This is a genomic window from Kribbella sp. NBC_01484, from assembly GCF_036227145.1.
Classification (GTDB): domain Bacteria; phylum Actinomycetota; class Actinomycetes; order Propionibacteriales; family Kribbellaceae; genus Kribbella.
The window spans coordinates 8337870-8352757 of record NZ_CP109437.1; the positions used below are offsets into that span (position 1 = coordinate 8337870).

At 65.9% G+C, this 14888-nt stretch carries 8 protein-coding genes; 3 read left to right on the top strand and 5 right to left on the bottom strand.

Annotation, left to right across the window (positions count from 1 at the left end; all coding sequences use genetic code 11):
* Positions 1 to 9: 9 nt before the first annotated feature.
* Positions 10 to 2385 (bottom strand): glycoside hydrolase family 95 protein, encoded by a 2376-nt coding sequence (locus OG555_RS40310; protein WP_329479044.1) that lies wholly within the window; start codon positions 2383 to 2385, stop codon positions 10 to 12.
* Positions 2386 to 2527: 142 nt separating this feature from the next.
* On the opposite strand from OG555_RS40310, the gene OG555_RS40315 reads away from it, so the two are divergent.
* Genes OG555_RS40315 through OG555_RS40325 form a run of 3 tightly spaced genes read left to right on the top strand, consistent with a single transcriptional unit; the run spans position 2528 to position 6631 of the window.
* Positions 2528 to 3847 carry an L-fuconate dehydratase gene (locus tag OG555_RS40315; RefSeq protein WP_329479046.1) on the top strand — a complete coding sequence of 440 codons (1320 nt, stop codon included), beginning with the start codon at positions 2528 to 2530 and terminating at the stop codon, positions 3845 to 3847.
* Positions 3844 to 4629 carry a FadR/GntR family transcriptional regulator gene (locus OG555_RS40320; RefSeq protein WP_329479048.1) on the top strand — a complete coding sequence of 262 codons (786 nt, stop codon included), beginning with the start codon at positions 3844 to 3846 and terminating at the stop codon, positions 4627 to 4629. The genes OG555_RS40315 and OG555_RS40320 overlap by 4 nt, the downstream gene beginning before the upstream one ends.
* Positions 4601 to 6631: a glycoside hydrolase family 36 protein gene (locus OG555_RS40325; protein ID WP_329479050.1), complete on the top strand. Its 2031-nt coding sequence runs from the start codon at positions 4601 to 4603 to the stop codon at positions 6629 to 6631. The genes OG555_RS40320 and OG555_RS40325 overlap by 29 nt, the downstream gene beginning before the upstream one ends.
* Positions 6632 to 6833: 202 nt before the next feature.
* On the opposite strand, the gene OG555_RS40330 is transcribed toward OG555_RS40325, so the two are convergent.
* The 4 genes from OG555_RS40330 to OG555_RS40345 form a co-directional block, all read right to left on the bottom strand.
* Positions 6834 to 7607 carry a carbohydrate ABC transporter permease gene (locus tag OG555_RS40330; protein ID WP_329479052.1) on the bottom strand — a complete coding sequence of 258 codons (774 nt, stop codon included), beginning with the start codon at positions 7605 to 7607 and terminating at the stop codon, positions 6834 to 6836.
* A gap of 101 nt (positions 7608 to 7708) precedes the next feature.
* The gene (locus tag OG555_RS40335; protein WP_329479054.1) at positions 7709 to 8554 is read right to left on the bottom strand and encodes a carbohydrate ABC transporter permease; all 846 of its coding nucleotides are present in this window, start codon (positions 8552 to 8554) and stop codon (positions 7709 to 7711) included.
* Between the two features lie 160 nt (positions 8555 to 8714).
* Positions 8715 to 9995, bottom strand: a complete 1281-nt coding sequence (locus OG555_RS40340; RefSeq protein WP_329479057.1) for an ABC transporter substrate-binding protein — start codon at positions 9993 to 9995, stop codon at positions 8715 to 8717.
* A gap of 99 nt (positions 9996 to 10094) precedes the next feature.
* The gene (locus OG555_RS40345) at positions 10095 to 14882 is read right to left on the bottom strand and encodes a DUF7402 domain-containing protein (protein ID WP_329479060.1); all 4788 of its coding nucleotides are present in this window, start codon (positions 14880 to 14882) and stop codon (positions 10095 to 10097) included.
* Between the last annotated feature and the right edge of the window lie 6 nt (positions 14883 to 14888).

Sequence of the window (14888 nt, forward strand, 5' to 3'; positions counted from 1 at the left end):
AGCCGGCGATCAACTCGAGCTCACGCGGTGACCGATGCCGGCCGTCAACCTGACCGGCATCCGATCGTCGCCGTGGCGTACGACCCGCTCCTGATCCCGATCGGCGGTCAGGACGGCTTCGACGCCGCGTGGCGTCCAGGCGATGTCGACGGTGACCCCGCCACGAGCCCTCAGACCCGTCACCCGCCCGCTCGGCCATTCGGCGGGCAGAGCGGGCAGCAGTTCGATCTCGCCGGTATGACTGTGCAGCAGCATCTCCGCGATTCCCGCCGTCGCACCGAAGTTGCCGTCGATCTGGAAGGGAGGATGTGCACAGAACAGATTCGGGTAGACGCCCGCGCCGCTGCCAGGTCTCCCGGTCGCGGAATCGTCCGCGGGCCTCAGGAACGCCTGGACCAGGCGGTGTGCCGCTGCCGCATCGCGAAGACGTGCCCGCAGGTTGATCTTCCACGCCAGCGACCAGCCCGTGGCCTCGTCGCCCCGCAGGTCCAGCGTCCGTGCCGCCGCGGCCGCAAGGACCGGTGTGCTGTCCGGCGTGATCGCATCGCCTGGATGCAGACCGACCAGGTGCGACATGTGCCGGTGATGGGGATCTTCTTCGAGCAGGTCAGCCGCCCACTCCTGCAGCTGTCCCCGCGCACCGACCGATGGCTCGGGCAGCCGCTTGCGGGCAGTGGACAGCTCACCGACAAGGGGATCGACGACATCGAGCAACTCGGCCGCCTGCTCGACCCGCTGGAAGAGGTCCGAGATGAGGGCCAGGTCCATGGTCGCCGACCAGGTCACCGATGCCGGCTGTCCGTCGTCGGCGATGTAGTCGTTCTCCGGTGACGTCGACGGCGCCGTACCGAGGGTGCCGTCGGGCAGCTCCACCAACCAGTCGAGGCAGAACTCCGCAGCCCCGAGCAGCACGCGCCACGACTCGCCGAGGAACTCCAGATCGCCGGTGAACGCGTAGTGGTCCCACAGATGGCGAGCCAGCCATGCACCTGCCATCGGCCAGTTCGACCACCGCGGATCACCCTCGACCGGGAACGACCAGCACCATGCGTCGGCGTTGTGGTGCGCGGTCCATCCACCACAGCCGTACCGTTCGCCGGCCGTCGTCCGTCCCGCCTGGGCGAGCTGACCGATGTAGCGGAGCAGCGGTTCGTGACACTCCGACAGGTTGGTCGTCTCCGCCGGCCAGTAGTTCATCTCGGTGTTGATGTTCACCGTGTAGTTGCTGCTCCATGGCGGCCGCAGGATGTCGTTCCAGATCCCCTGCAGGTTGGTCGGCAGGCCACCCGTTCGCGAACTCGCGATCATCAGGTAGCGGCCGTAGTTGAACAGCAGCGCAGCCAGCGCAGGGTCCTCGACGTCGGCCGCGCCCGCGACCCGCAGGTCGGTCGGCAGCTCGCCATGCCCCGCCGGGCCGGCCAATTCCAGCGACGAACGACGGAACAGGCGCTGGTGATCCTCGCGATGATCAGCCAGGAGTTCGCCGTACGCGCGATCGCGCGCCGCGAGCACCGTCTGATCCGCGGCGGCCCAGCACTCCGCCGCCGATCGAGTCGGTGAGGTCGACGGCCCGGCGTACCCAGTGCCGGTGGAGAGGATCAGGGTGACTTCGGTGGCGTCCTCGACCGTGAGCTCGGTTTCGACGGCGCGGATCTCCCCGTCGCTCGAGGCGCGCAGCGCGATGGCCGCTGCCATGCCGCGATCCGCGCCTTCGGAGTACCGAATCGGCTCCGGGACATCGCGATGCGGAGGAGCGACATCGGCTGGAGCCTGCAGCAACAATCCGAGCCCGTCCTCGACTGCGTGTGCTCGCGACTGCAGTTGCGACGTCAACCGGCAGGTCAGTGCCAGTACCGGCTCGGACGCCGTCATTCGCACAACCAGAACACCGTCCGGCGCACTGACGAAGGCCTCCTGCCGCACCACCACTCCGCCGATCTCGAACTCCGCCGTTGCGGTCGCGGCGTCGAGATCGAGCTCCCGCCGGTACTGCGCGACATCGCCGGGCGCAGGTGTCGTGCCATCGACGCGAACCTCCAGGAGGAGGTCACCCAATGGCAGGTAGGCCTGGCAGTAGCCGGAGTGAAAACCGCCGGCCAACTCGTGCGCCCGGCGGATGTCGCCGGCCCTCAGCGCGTCGCGCAGAGTCTGCACCGCCTCGGCGCCGGTCGCACCGAGCGGAGTCGACAACAACCGCGCGGTCTCCGGACCGCCCGACCACAGAGTTTCGTCGTTCAGCCCGATCCGGTCCGTACCGACACCCCCGAAACACATCGCGCCGATCCGGCCGTTGCCGAGCGGCAGCGCCTCCAACCACGTTCCGGCGGGCCGGTCGTAGTACAAGCGCTGCACGCCGGACCGGTCCGAGCTCACCAGGTTGCCCATACTGCAGTCCTCCGTCGACAAGACGAGGTATTAATCCCACGAATTTCCGGGATCGTAGCGCTGTCCCCGCGATTGGTCCATACTTAGCGCCATTGAACCAGCAGAAAGATCCCATCTCTATGGGACGGAGTGAGGGGCCGCCATGCCACGCATCACCTCGGTCGAGGTTGTCGACGTCCGCTTCCCGACGTCGCTGACCCTCGACGGTTCGGACGCGATGAACAAGGACGGCGACTACTCAGCGGCATACGTCCTCCTGCACACCGACGCTCCGGGCCTGTCCGGACACGGCTTCACCTTCACCATCGGACGGGGCAACGACCTGTGCGCCGCGGCGGCCGGGCAACGCGCCCAGCCGCTGGTCGGTCGTGACGTCGACGAGCTCTGCGGCGACCTCGGCGGCATCTACCGGGAGCTGCAGTCGGACAGCCAACTGCGGTGGCTCGGCCCGGACAAGGGTGTCGTCCATCTCGCGTTGGCCGCGGTGATGAATGCGGTCTGGGACCTCGCCGCCCGACGGGCCGGCGTACCACTGTGGCGACTGCTGTCGGAGATGTCACCCGAGGAACTCGTCGAGGTCGCGGACCTGCGCTACCTGAGCGATGTCCTGACGCCCGATCAGGCCATCACCCTCCTGGCCGGGCAAGAAGCGGGCCGAAAGCAACGAACCGAGCAGCTCGAGGAATCCGGCTACCCGTGCTACACAACCTCCGCCGGGTGGCTCGGATACTCCGACGCCAAGCTGCGCAGGCTCTGCGAAGAAGCCGTTGCCTCAGGCTACAAACACGTCAAGCTCAAGGTCGGCGCCGACCTGGACGACGACATCCGGCGCTGCGACATCGCCCGTGAGGTGCTCGGTCCGGACGGTCACCTGATGATCGATGCGAACCAGGTATGGGACGTCCCGGAGGCGATCGAATGGGTCAAGGCGCTGGCCGAGTTCGACCCGCTGTGGATCGAGGAGCCCACCAGTCCCGACGACATCCTCGGTCATGCCGCGATCCGCAAGGCCGTGGCACCCATCGGCGTCGCCACCGGCGAGCACGGGATGAACCGGGTGCTGTTCAAGCAGATGTTCCAGGCCGGCGCCATCGACTACTGCCAGCTCGACGCCGCCCGCCTCGGCAGCGTCAACGAAGTACTCGCGGTCTACCTCCTCGCCGCCTGGTTCGACGTACCGGTCTGCCCGCACGCGGGTGGCGTCGGTCTGTGCGAACTCGTCCAGCACCTCGCGGTCTTCGACTACATCGCCGTGTCGGGCAGTCTCGAGCGCCGCGTCACCGAGTACGTCGACCACCTGCACGAACACTTCGTCGACCCCTGCGTGGTCCGGGCCGGCGCGTACGTGCTTCCGACCGCCCCCGGTTACAGTGCCGAGATGCACAGGGAGTCACTTCAGACCTACCGGTTTCCGGACGGCACCTACTGGACGGCACGCGCGGAACAGGACCCGCTTCCATGACCCCCGGCAAGCTGGCCGAGAGATCTCGCACACCTGGCGTCTCGCAGACCGATGTCGTCATCGAGGGCATCCGGCAGATGATCATCGACGGCGAGCTCCGGCCAGGCGACCGGCTTCCCGTCGAGAAGGACCTCGCCGCGGTACTGGGGGTCTCCCGGAATCCGCTGCGCGAAGGGGTCCGCGCGCTGTCGATGATGGGAGTTCTCGAGACCCGGCAAGGTGACGGTACCTACGTCACCAAGCTGGATCCGTCGATGCTGCTCGCACCGATCGGATTCGTCGTCGACCTGCAGGACGGCAGCGGAACGCATCACCTGCACGCAGTACGCCGCGTCCTCGAGATGGAGGCCGCCGCCCTCGCGGCGCAACAGATCGCACTGGCAGAGCTCGAGGCCGCTGCCGAGCTGTTGCGTCACAACGAGGCCGAGCTGAGGCTCGAGGAGCCCAATCACGAGACAGTGATCGAGAACGACATCGCCTTTCACCGCATCATCGCGGACGCGGCCGACAATCCGGTTCTGGCAGCGCTGATCAACGCGCTGGGTGGACGGACGATGCGCGACCGGCTGCGCCGATCGATCACGCAGCCCGGCGCCGACGAGACGGCCCACGCGGAACACCTCTCGATCCTCGCCGCGCTGACGGCGCACGACCCCGACCGGGCCCGGATCCGCATGGCCGCCCACCTGTTCACGGTCGAGGACTACCTCCTCGAGACCCGCCGCGGAACCGACGACGAGACGAGAGCTGTGGATGAATCTCCTGCGCTGGAGCAGCCCTGAGTTGACCCTGACCTTCGCTCTCGACGACGGTCCGGTGCGACTGATCGGCGTACGCGAAGCCTCCCGACCGGACGGCGAGGATCTGGTTCCCAGCCAGCCGTTGGTCGAGGTGTCCGCCGTCGGACACGGACTCTCGCCGAGCACCTACCGGCATGTCGACACCACCCTCGGGCAACAGTTGCGCTACGTCCGCCACGAGGAGACCGGGGCGACGTTGCGCATCATCCAGGACGATCCAGGTACGGGTCTGCGCGTCACCAGCGTCTTCGACGCGCGGGCCGGCGTACGTGCTTGGTCCGAAGCCTCGATGACAGGCCCGGGCAGGCTCGAGCTCACCTTCCTGTCGTCCCTGGTCGTCGGCCTCCCATCGGTCGATGCCGAGCTGCACTCCGCTGCCAACAGCTGGATGGCGGAGAACCGATGGTCAGCCAGATCGCTGCGCTCTGAGACGCTGGCGGACATCGTCAGCGACGCGCATCATCATGTCGCCAGAAGCCGGCATACGGTGACGAACGCCGGCTCATGGTCGACCGGGGAGCATTTGCCCGTGGGCGTTCTCATCGATCGGAGCACGCCGTACGCCCTCGGGTGGCAGATCGAGCACAACGGGCCGTGGCACTACGAGATCGGCGAAAGCCGGCACGGCGGCTACCTGCTGCTGAGCGGTCCGACCGATCAGGAGCACCAATGGAGTATCGAGCTCACCGCCGACACGCCCTTCACCACAGTGCCGGTCTCGCTCGTCGCCGGGACGGACCGGGACAGTGTGTTCGCTGCCCTGACCCGGCAACGCCGCGCGATACGTGACCGGCGCCCGGTCGACGACCGGGCCCCGGTCGTCTTCAACGACTACATGAACACCCTGCTGGGCGATCCGACGACGGAGAAGCTGCTCCCCCTCATCGATGCCGCGGCCGAGGTCGGGGCGGACTACTTCTGCATCGACGCCGGTTGGTACGCCGAAGGCGACTGGTGGAACACCGTTGGAGCCTGGCAGCCGTCGGCCACCCGCTTCCCGAACGGGCTGGCCGAGGTGATCGACCGGATCCACTTCCACGGCATGGTTCCCGGCCTCTGGCTCGAACCCGAGGTGATCGGCGTCCACTCGCCGATCGCCCACGAACTACCCGACGACGCGTTCCTCACCCGGCGCGGCGTCCGGGTCGCCGAATCCGGCCGCTATCTGCTCGACCTACGCAGCACCGTCGCCCGGGCGCACCTCGATCAGACCGTCGACCGGCTGGTCCGCGAGTTCGGCATCGGCTTCTTCAAGTTCGACAACAACACGATGACGGGTCCCGGCACCGACAAGCGTGGTACATCGCTCGGCCACGGACTGCTCGAACACCAACGAGCACTTCTCCGCTGGCTGGACGATCTTCAGACGCGCCACCCCGACCTGCTGATCGAGAACTGTGCGTCGGGCGCGATGCGGATGGACTACGCGACGTTGTCCCGGCTGCACCTGCAATCGACCTCGGACCAGGAACATCCGTTGCTCTACGCACCGATCACCGCAGCCGCGCCGGCCGCCGTACTCCCTGAACAAGCCGGCCACTGGGCTTACCCGATCAGCGGCAGCACCCGCGAGGAATTCACCTTCGCGCTCGTCAACGGCATCCCCGGCCGCCTCTACCTGTCCGGCCACCTCGACCACATGACGCCGACCGAGATCGACCTGATCCGAGCCGCCCTGGCCGCGCATCGCGCCATTCTCGACGATCTCGACACGCTCGTCCCCGCCTGGCCGCTCGGACTCCCGACCTGGACCGATGACTGGATCGCCCTGTCCCTCAACGGCCCAGACATCTCCTACCTGACCGTCTGGCACCGCACCCCAGGCCCATCCACCGTGACCCTTTCCCTCCCCCGCTCGAGGATCGATCCCCACTTCCCCACCGAGGGCACCGCCTGGACCTACACCTGGACCGACGACGCCCTCACCATCACCGCGAACACCCCCGAACCCTCCGCCCGAGTACTGCGCCTGACACGGTCATAACGGCCGTGGGGGGTGCTGTGCTCTCCCGGACGGTGAGTGACCGTCACCGATCACGCTGATCCTTCACACCAGCCGCGCGTTGAACAACCAACCCCGGATGTGGCAGGCAAGACGCAGAGGAGTCGGCCGAACAGCAGGCGGCGGCTGAGTTGGTGTGGCCGGCCAAGGAGCACGCTCTCTGCTCGCGCTTCGGACAGCTTCGTCACCCTTTCGTAGCGCCGCCGAGGAGGCCTTTGACGAAGTGTCGTTGGAAGAAGAGGAAGAGGACGACGACGGGGGCGGTCGCCAGCACCATGAAGGCGAACACCGCGCCGTAGTCGGAAACGTGCTCGCTGATCTGACGGTACATTCCGACCGTCACGGTGGTTCCGTTGGCCGGCCCGAGGATAATCAGCGGCGTGATGAAGTCGTTCCACACTCCGACCGCGGTGAAGATCACCACGCTGGCGGCGGCAGGTCGCAGCAGAGGAAAGACGACCGCGAAGAAAGACCGGATCGGGCCTGCACCATCGATCGCGGCTGCTTCCTCCAGTTCGAGCGGGATGCTTTTGATGAAGCCCATGAACAGGAGGACTCCGAATGGCACGTTCCACGCGATGTTGACGAGGATCAGTCCGGGCAGCGTCGTCATCAGATGCAGCGACAGCAGGATCTTGGTTACAGGTTCCAGGGTGACCGCCATCGGGATCGTCAGGCCGATGACGACCAGTACCGTCAGCAGCTTGGCAGCGCGGGTTCTCGATCGGACGAGATAGTGCGCCAGCATCGCGGACAGGACCGTCGACGCCGCAACCGACAAAGCGGTGACCTGCACGCTGTTGATCAGCCCCGACCAGAACAGCCGATCGGGCCGGTCGAGCACCGCCGACAGGTTCGACAGCGTCGGCGGCAGCGGCAAGCTGCCGGGCCGCGAGAAGATGTCTCCACTGCGCTTGAACGTGTTCGTGAGCACGAGGTAGACCGGCAACGCGAACACCGACGTGACCGCCAGCGCAGCGATCGTCCGTGTCGCTCCACCCACCCGGCCTCGGCCCGGCAACGGCGTCTCCGTGCTCGCCGGCTGCCCCTTGCCGGGCCTCATCGCTCGAGCTCACGGCGTTGGAAGACGCGCAGGACGAGAGTCGAGACGAGAGCGACCAGGACCAGCATGACCGTGGCCTTTGCCGCGCCGTAGCCCACGTGAGGTCCGTTCACACCCGTCTCGACCACGTCGAACGCCAGCGTGTAGGTGGTGCCGACGCCCGGCCCTCCGTTCGTCATCACCTTGACCTGGTCGTAGGTTTTGAATCCGCCGATCAGGAGCAGCACGGTCGTGATGGTGACAGCGGGCGCGAGCAGCGGCCAGGTCACTGCCCGGAACTGCTGAACCGCACCCGCGCCATCGATGGTCGCCGCCTCGACCAGTTCCCGAGGTATGCCCTGCAACCCGGCCAGGTAGATCACCACACACACTCCGAGGCTCTGCCAGCAGATGATCGACGCGATGCTGTACAACGCGATCCCGGGGTCCGACAGCCAGCCAGGTGGATGCGCGATCCCGAGGCCGCGCAGGATCTGGTTCAGCAGGCCGTCATTGGTGAGGACGGCCTCCCAGATGACTCCGACGACGACAGACGACAGCACCACCGGGATGAAGAAGACCGCTCGCATCACGTTGAATACCCAGCCGCGATGGTCCAGCAGCAGTGCGATGCCGAGACCGAGGACGTTCGGTACCACGGTGACGATCAAGGTCAGGATGACGGTGTTGCGCAGTACCTGCAGGTATGCAGGGTCCTGGAACAGGTTGAGGTAGTTGCGCAGCCCAATGAAGCTGGTGACCGGACGGAACTGATTGCTGTCGGTGGTGCTGGTGCCGATGGCCATCACCATCGGCACCAGCACCAGTCCGATATAGATGACGGCGGCAGGTACTGCGAACACCAGGAAGTGAAGTGCCTCGCCAGTTCTGCCAGCCCGCCGAGGTCGCGATCCGGGTGACTCCTTTCGTGGTCTCATGTCCCGGCCGGTGCCGGCCTTCTGTCGGTCGCGGGTGTCGACTGCAGTGTCCATCCAAAGCCTCCAGCAGATGCCAAGGGACCGGTCAGCGTGCCGCAGCCCACTGCTGGTCGAGGTAGGCCGCGAAGTCCTCCGCCGTCTTTCGGCCGGTCATCAGGTCGACGATCGCCGGGTTGAGCTTGTCCGAGAAGCCTGGGAGCAACGAGCCATCGCCCGACGTGTTCATCCAGGCCGGAACGATCGCACCGTCCTGCTTCGCCTGCTGGTAGGCGGCGAGGGTCGCCTTGTACATCGGGCCGGTGTCCGACGGGGGCGTGTAGCCCTTGATACCGACGATCAGTCCGTCGGTCCGGACGCTGTTGTCGAGGTTCTCCTTGTCCTTCGAGAAGGCCAGAGCCCACTTCTTGGCCAGGTCGACGTTCTTCGCGTGGGAGTTCACCATCAGTCCCCCGCCGGTGACGACCGGAACGATGTTCTTGCCGTCGTCGCCGGGCCAGCCGAACAGGCCGGCATCGAACTTGGGCGGCGTCTTGTCGAGCGTCGCCGAGAACCAGGACCCCATCGGATACATCGCGGCCTTGCCGTCCAGGAAGGCCTGGCCGGAATCCGCGTACGAGCGGCTCAGGCCGGCCTTGTCGATGTATCCCTCGGCCACCAGCTCGGCAACCTTCTTCGTCGCGCCGACGAAGGCCGGGTCGGTGAACTTCACCTTCTCGTCGGTGCGCTGCTGGAACCAGTCCGGCTCCTTGGTCAGCACGTCGGTGGCGACGGTAGCCCCGAGGCCGAAGGCCCCCGCCCAGGTGTCCTTGCCACCGGCACCGACCTCGATCGGGACGATGCCCGCGGCCTTCAGCTTCGCGCAGGCGTCCAGGAATTCCGGGTAGCTCCTGGGCGCGGCCGTGACACCGGCCTTGGCGAACAGATCCTTGTTGTAGTACACGAGCGGGATCGGCTGCACGTTGTACGACAGGGCGTAGGTCTTCCCGCCGATCGCCCCCGCCGTCGGGTCCTCGAAGTCCTTCATCTCTTCGGGGGACCACTCGGCGAGTTCACCCTTCTCGGCGAACCCGTTCGGCGAGATGCTGGTCATGATGTCCGGCGCCTGGCCCGATGCGTACAACTGCTGCAGGTACGCCGTGGAGTTCTGGCCGACCAGCTTCTTGATCGTGACGCCCGGGACCTGTGCGGTGGCTCGGGCGATCGCGGCATCCCAGTAGGCCGGCGTCAGGTTGGGATTCTCGAACGTGAGGAAGGTCAAAGTGACGTTCTGCGAGCCGGACTGGCCGGCGCCCGCGGTACTGCCGGCGGTGCCGGCAGTACACGCGCTCAGCGCCAGGGTGACCGTAGCGGCCAGTGCAGTGGCCACGACACGCCTGCGTGAGATCGACATCGGTGTTGTCTCCGTTCATTGGATTGCAGAGGGTTCGCGACGGTGCTCGCGAAAGAACGTGTTACGTCGCGGACGTCAGCGGTCCAGGACGCTGACGACGGCTGTCGGCTTCAGCGGCGTTCCCGCGACCGTGCCGGTGGCGGTGAACCAGCCTGCCTTGGCGACCATGTCCGGGGTGACCGGATCCCAGGTCACAGCGACGGGATCGGTGGAGCCGTCGCTGTAGACAGCCCCGATCTGCGCCGGTAGGGCTGGGAGTTCACCGACCTTGGTGTCGACGGCGACCGAGGTGAAGTCGACGATGGCCTTCGGCTTCTGTACTTCGAACACGCCGAACTCGGCCAGTCCGCATTCCGCCCCGACCGGATTGTTGTAGGCGTTGTCGGGATCGATGGTGAACCTCACCCAGCTTGTCGTGACTGGAGCGTCGAGCTTCACGATGTTGTCCGGCTGACCGTCCCATTGGATACCGGTCACCCGCTTGCTGCCACCCTCCCATTCCAGCACGCCTTCCACGATCTGGTTGACCTCATGGCCGCGGTCGACGAGGTTGACCCGGTCGATCGTGACGGAAGCCGGGAACTGCAGCTTGATCCACGGGCTGCGGTCGGTCTGTTTGGCGGCCCATGACGTCGCCTTGTTGCCGTCCGTCGCCTTCGGGCCCAGGTAGCGGTCGTCCTGGGTGTTGCCGTCCGGTACGCCATTGCGATCGCGGACGGAAGAGACCGTGACTGTTGCCGAGACCGCGATGTTGTCGGAGAGCGCCGTGATCGCCACCGGGTTCGACTCGACCGGTAGGCCGTCCAGCGTCACGACTGCCTTCGCCGTGGCCTGGAACCCGCTCGTGATCGGCTCCTTCAGCACGATCGTGTTACTGCCCGGCACAGTCTGGAGTCTGCTGTCGCTGAGGATGTACTCGGTCTTCGCCTTCGAAAGGTTCGCCTTCTCGCCGGTGTTGAGCGTTCCCTCGATCGCACCGACGGCCGGTGCGTTCACCTTGACCGAGCTGTTGCTCAGCGCAAGCTTCACCTGTTTCAGGAAGGCGGGGAACGACATCCGTCCAGCCGCGTCCACGTCGACGTAGAAGTAGTCCTCGGCCCGGTACCCGGCCAGCTCCGCGGAGACAGTGATTCGTGCCCGCCCCGCAGCACCGGATGACAGCACCCGGTCGGCACCGACGCTCACAACGGACGGGTTGTCACTGGTGACCGTCAGGTCGGCGTCCCTCAAGTCGAGTGGTGCTCCCAGGAACGAGGAGCCCTTGACCTCGATCGTCGCCGTACGGCCGTCCGTCGCGGCCTTCGGTTGCAGCTGGACGCTGCCGAGCGCGGTCAGGTCTCGCAGTGAGAACACCCGGACGTCCAGCACATCGACCGGGCTGCCGCCCTGCCCGCCGCCGGGGAAGGAGATCCTGACATACCGGGCGTGCACGCTGGGCTTGGCCGGATCGACCGGATAGTTGTAGTACAGGCCGTCCTGCTCCCATCCGTACAGCGTGGTGTCATTGCCCGGAACGGCAAGCGTGTTTCTCGCAGTCGGTAGCCCGGCGCCGGACACTGTGTTCGTCTCGTTGCCGGCGGTCCAATGCTCGCCGTCCTCGCTGTACTCGATCTTCACCTTCTTCGGCACGTTGTAGTACGTGACGTTGTCGGCGTTCGGCATGTGGTGATTGAAGAAGATGTTGACCCGCGAGAGGTCCTGCATCTTGCCCAGGTCGTAGGTGATGGCTGCGTTCTCGTCGCCGGCCGGCGCCGTCCACTTCGCCAGATTGCCACCAGTCGCGTCGTTGATTGTGCCGTCGGACAGGAGCTTGGCATGCGCGCTGTCGGTGGTCACCTTCGGCGTGATGCCTGCGGCAACGTCGGAGTCCGGGAGCAGGGTGATGTAGTTCCGCGTCGAGGTGTAGGTCTTCCCATCCACCGTGACGTCGGCCCAGTAGCTGTACATCGTCGGTGCCGGCACCTTGTCGATGAACCGCATTCTGTTGCCAGTGACAACGAAGGGCGACTGGTCGGCCGGGATCTCCGTAACCGTGATCTTGCCCGCGGCGTTGTCGCGCCGGCCGTCCACCGCCGCGTAGTGGAACTTGACGTTGGTGGCGTCGAGGACATCGATGTCGCCGCCCTTGCGGGTATAGCCCTTGAACGCAACCGGAACGTCCTTGTCGGTGCTGAACTGCCCCCAGAACTGCGCTCCGTTCGTCAACAGGTTCACGCCGACCAGTGGAAGGGCGGCGGAGATCGCCCGGTTCCGGACCTTGACCGGGTAGGTGTCCGTCATGACCTGCGGGCGGTTGATACCGTCGTCGTACGTCGATGTCACGGTGATGGTCGCCGTGCCGTCACCGGTCGGCCTGACCACTCCGGTCGCCGCGCTCACGGTCGCCACCCGCGGATTGCTGCTCGTGTACTTGAGCTTCGCGGGAGCGAGCACGTTCGTGTAGTTGTTCATGTAGCTCTCGGCCCGCAGCTGCAGGCTGTTCGGCCCGGTCTGGCTGCTGAAGAGCTTGACACTCGTCATCTTGTACTTCCGGAGCGGATTCGCGGTCCGGATCTTGATGAGGGTGTCGATGGGATCCGCCGTGACATCCGAGGTGTCGATCGAGACGTAGTACTTGCCGTTCGACGTCTCCGTGGTGAACGGAAGCGAGCTGCCTTTGTTCAGCCACTGGACCTGCTCGACCGGATAGGCGAACGGGCCGAGGTGACTCATCGCCGGCTGCCCCATGAAGCCCGTCTTAGCGGTCCCCTGGATCTGGTTCTTGACCATGTGCAGGTAGACGTACTGGTCGCGGGACATCGCGTAACCCCAGTCCGGACCCTGACCGTGTGCGATCGCCTTCTGCGGGTCGGTGTACCAGCCGGGCTTCAGGGTGTAGTCCATGGTGTACGGCGTGGTGCCGTACATCGACTCGCGCAGATCCGGTCCGCGCCCGTTGTCCATCCACTTCACGATCGACGACCGCATGTCCGACAGTTGCTGCGACGACACCGGCACCATCGAGAAGATGTTGGTGTTGTCCAGGTTGCTGCTCAGATTGTCCATGCCGCGGCTGACGGTGATGGAGGAGTCGTAGTTCATCACATAGCCATGGCCGTACTGGTTGATGAGTTCCTTCGTCGCCTCGGCCCAGTCGTCGCGTTCGTTGCCCTTGGCGTACTGCGTCCACACGTCCAGCGCTGTCGTGTACGGGTCGTTCCACTCCTCATGAGCCACCTTCCGGCCCTGTGGCAGGATCCCGGTGCTCCAACCGCCATCGGTGTACGGCTCGCTGTTCCAGAACGGGCGCTCGTGCAGCGTGATGTCCTGGTCGCCGGTCTGCGCGTTCGGGTTGGCGTCGATCAGCACGTGATCGTTGTAGTTGCGCGCGGAGCTCCAGGCGACATCCGGATTGGAGTAACTCTCCGGACCGCCGTCGGCGAAGACGTACCACGGGTCGTACCGCGCCACCAGGCCCTGGATGTCGCTCTCGAGGATCTCCGACCCTTCGTACAACGACGACACATAGACGCCGAACTTCAGGCCGTAGCGCTCGGCGGCCTGCTTCGCCTGAAGCACCCGGTCCTTCACGTGCCAACTGCCGTCCGAGGACTGGTACAAGGCGCTGTACTTGTACAGCTTGTTCGAGTTGTCCGGCGTGAGGTTCGCGTTCGGCGACGGCCAGTAGTAGACGGTGTTCTGCAGGCTCTCGGTCGAGAGCGTGGTCATGCCCATCTCTTTGGCGGTCTGAGCCCACTCGTCGTAGTTGAAGTTCGGGTCGTAGAGGTTCGGCATCGTGCCTGTGGTGTGTGACAGCGCCGACATCTTGCCGTCGATGAACCAATCGACCGGGTTCTTCTTGACCGTGATGGCGTACTGCTTCGTGGTGGTGGCGCCCGCCGCGTCGGTGGCCTTCACGGTGAAGGTGTAGTCTTTCTGCGATGCTCCGTTGGCGCCGTCCGCGACGGTGCCGTCGATGTGCCCGTCCGGTGCCAGCGTCAGGCCCGGCGGCAGCTGGCCGGCGACGATGGTCCAGGAGTAGCCGGGGCTTCCGCCCGCTGCCTGGAACGTGAACGGAGCCGCCTCTGGGGCGATGCTCGACGTGTTCCGGTTGCCGTCGATCGTCGCGACCATGCCGACGTAAGGGTTCTCGTCGTACGCGTACGGCAGCGTGTTGGACGGATAGTCGTTGGCCGGAACCTCGGCGTTGCGCGCAGCGAAGGCCTGCCGATCGACGCTCAGGCCCTTCGTGACGATGCTGAGCTGGTTGCCCGCTACGTTCGGCCCGGTGACCGAGTAGGTCAGGCTGGGTACGGCGTTACCGGCGCTGTCGCCGACCCTCGTGTAGAAGCCGAGGAAGTTCTTGTTCTTGCCCGGGTTCTTGTGCTGGATCTCGATGAGCAGCTTGTTCCAGCCCTGGTTCAGCTGAACCGGGTACTTCGTGCCGCTCTTGCTGACCCGGCCTGCGATCTGGTTCTGCCGCCCGACCGGGGCGTCGTTGGCGAACAGGCGGTACAGTCCCGATCCGCCGACCTGCCACTGCACGGTCTGTGCGGTGGGGCTGTAGACGTAGCTCGCAGCCGCCACCCACTTGTCGACCGTCGACTGCCCCTGCTTGACGTCGAAGTAGCCCATCAAGTCGTTGTAGTCGTCGTAGTTCCGGTTGAAGATCCGGTCGTCGAAGTACTGCCAGGTGGAGGTGTCCACGCCGATCGCTTCCGCGTCGGCGTAGGGACCGGACACCGCCCATTGGTTCAGGTACGGCGCGGTACCGCCCGTCTGTGCTGCGTGCGCTTGCGGCTGGGCCAGCACGCTGCTGCCCGCGGCGAGACCGAGCGCGGTCACGGCCGCGAGTACGCCGTACCGGATCCTTCGTAAACTCATCACGCT